The organism is Bacillus sp. GZB (genome assembly GCF_001975995.1).
GTDB lineage: Bacteria > Bacillota > Bacilli > Bacillales > Bacillaceae > Bacillus > Bacillus velezensis.
The window spans coordinates 1-1,608 of record NZ_MTQG01000008.1; the positions used below are offsets into that span (position 1 = coordinate 1).

General features: G+C 45.9%; 1 protein-coding gene. It reads left to right on the plus strand.

All coding sequences use genetic code 11. The annotated features are described in order from the left end of the window. Positions 1-1,608: beta-ketoacyl synthase N-terminal-like domain-containing protein (locus BXO87_RS00065; protein ID WP_239692957.1), on the plus strand; the 1,608-nt coding region annotated here is incomplete at both ends.

Genomic DNA, 1,608 nt, shown 5'->3' on the forward strand with positions numbered 1-1,608 from the left:
AAGTTTTTGAAGCCATTCTTCGCCAGAAACAGACTCAGTGGCTTGTCATGACCGGAAATCGGAAGAGAGTATATAAATTCCTTGGATTAAGTGAAGAAACAAGGACAAAAACCGAAGTGAAAAGAGCTGCGTTACCTTCTGGAAAAGGCAGAAGAGCGAAAATGAGCGGCTGGAACATAAAACAGTGTGTGATTTGGGAACTAAAGGATGCGATCAGTCAGATCCTTAAGTATCCAAAAGAAAAGCTGAATATAGATGAGGGTTTAGGTGACTTCGGCTTCGACTCTATCAGTCTTGCGGAATTTGCCGATGTGTTAAGTGAGCGTTATGAATTAGAGATTACGCCGGATATTTTCTTTGGTTATCCGACGATAGAGGGGTTAAGTCAGTATTTCCTTGAACGTTATTCTGATGAAATGCAGGCGTTCTATCACGAAAGCGGGAAAGAAGTTTCTTTAACAACACCACCGGAAAATAGAGGACAGAAAATAAGAAAGAGCCGTTCCAAAAAATTGGGGACAAAGCAGAAACAGACTGGGGTTGAAAAAGATCCGATTGCCATCATTGGAATGAGCGGAAGATTTCCGGATGCAAGAAATGTAGAGGAACTATGGTCCCATCTGCATGAGGGGAAAGATGTCATTCGCAAACCTCATGAACGTGCAGAATGGCTAGAAACTCATACGGGCGACGGCGGAGCAACAAACAGAAGTTTCGGAGTTGTACCGGGAATTGATGAATTTGATCCTTTCTTCTTTGAATTATCACCACGTGAAGCAGAGATAATGGATCCAAGACAAAGGCTGCTGCTTCAGGAAACATGGAAGGCATTAGAAGATGCCGGCTATGGTTCCAAGTCATTTGAAGACAGAAAAATAGGGATGTTTATAGGAATTGAGGAAGGCGACTACAGGCTGTTAGTAGGAAGCGAGGGGGGCGTCACTTCAAATCATAATGCCATTCTGGCTGCGCGACTTTCTTATTTCTTAAACCTTGATGGTCCAAACATGGCTATCAATACGGCGTGCTCGTCAGGACTTGTAGCTGTTCATCAGGCTTGTCAGAGCCTCAGAAACGGAGAATGCGATACTGCCATCGTGGCAGGGGCCAATCTTTTGACCACCCCCGAGGGTTACGACAGTATGGACAAGGCGGGAATGCTGTCGGCAGACGGAAAGTGTTACGCCTTTGACAAGCGTGCAAATGGAATGGTGCCGGCGGAAGCCGTGGCCGTTATTGTTTTAAAAAGGCTGTCAAAAGCGGAATCCGACGGTAACCCTGTATACGCAACCGTAGTGGGAAGCGGAATTAACTATGACGGAAAAACGAACGGAATTACCGCGCCAAGCGGACGTTCGCAAAGCCGGCTCATCAAAGAAGTGTACGATCGTTTTCATATCAAGGCAGAGGATATGGAATACATCGTGACCCATGGAACCGGGACAAAGCTCGGTGACCCGATCGAGATTAATGCATTGGCGGAGGCATTTAAAGACTATACAGAGGAAAGAAGCTACTGTGCATTAACGTCGACGAAACCGAATATCGGTCATACCTTGGCGGCTTCAGGGATCGTAAGCCTGATAAGCCTTGTGATGTCGTTGAAGA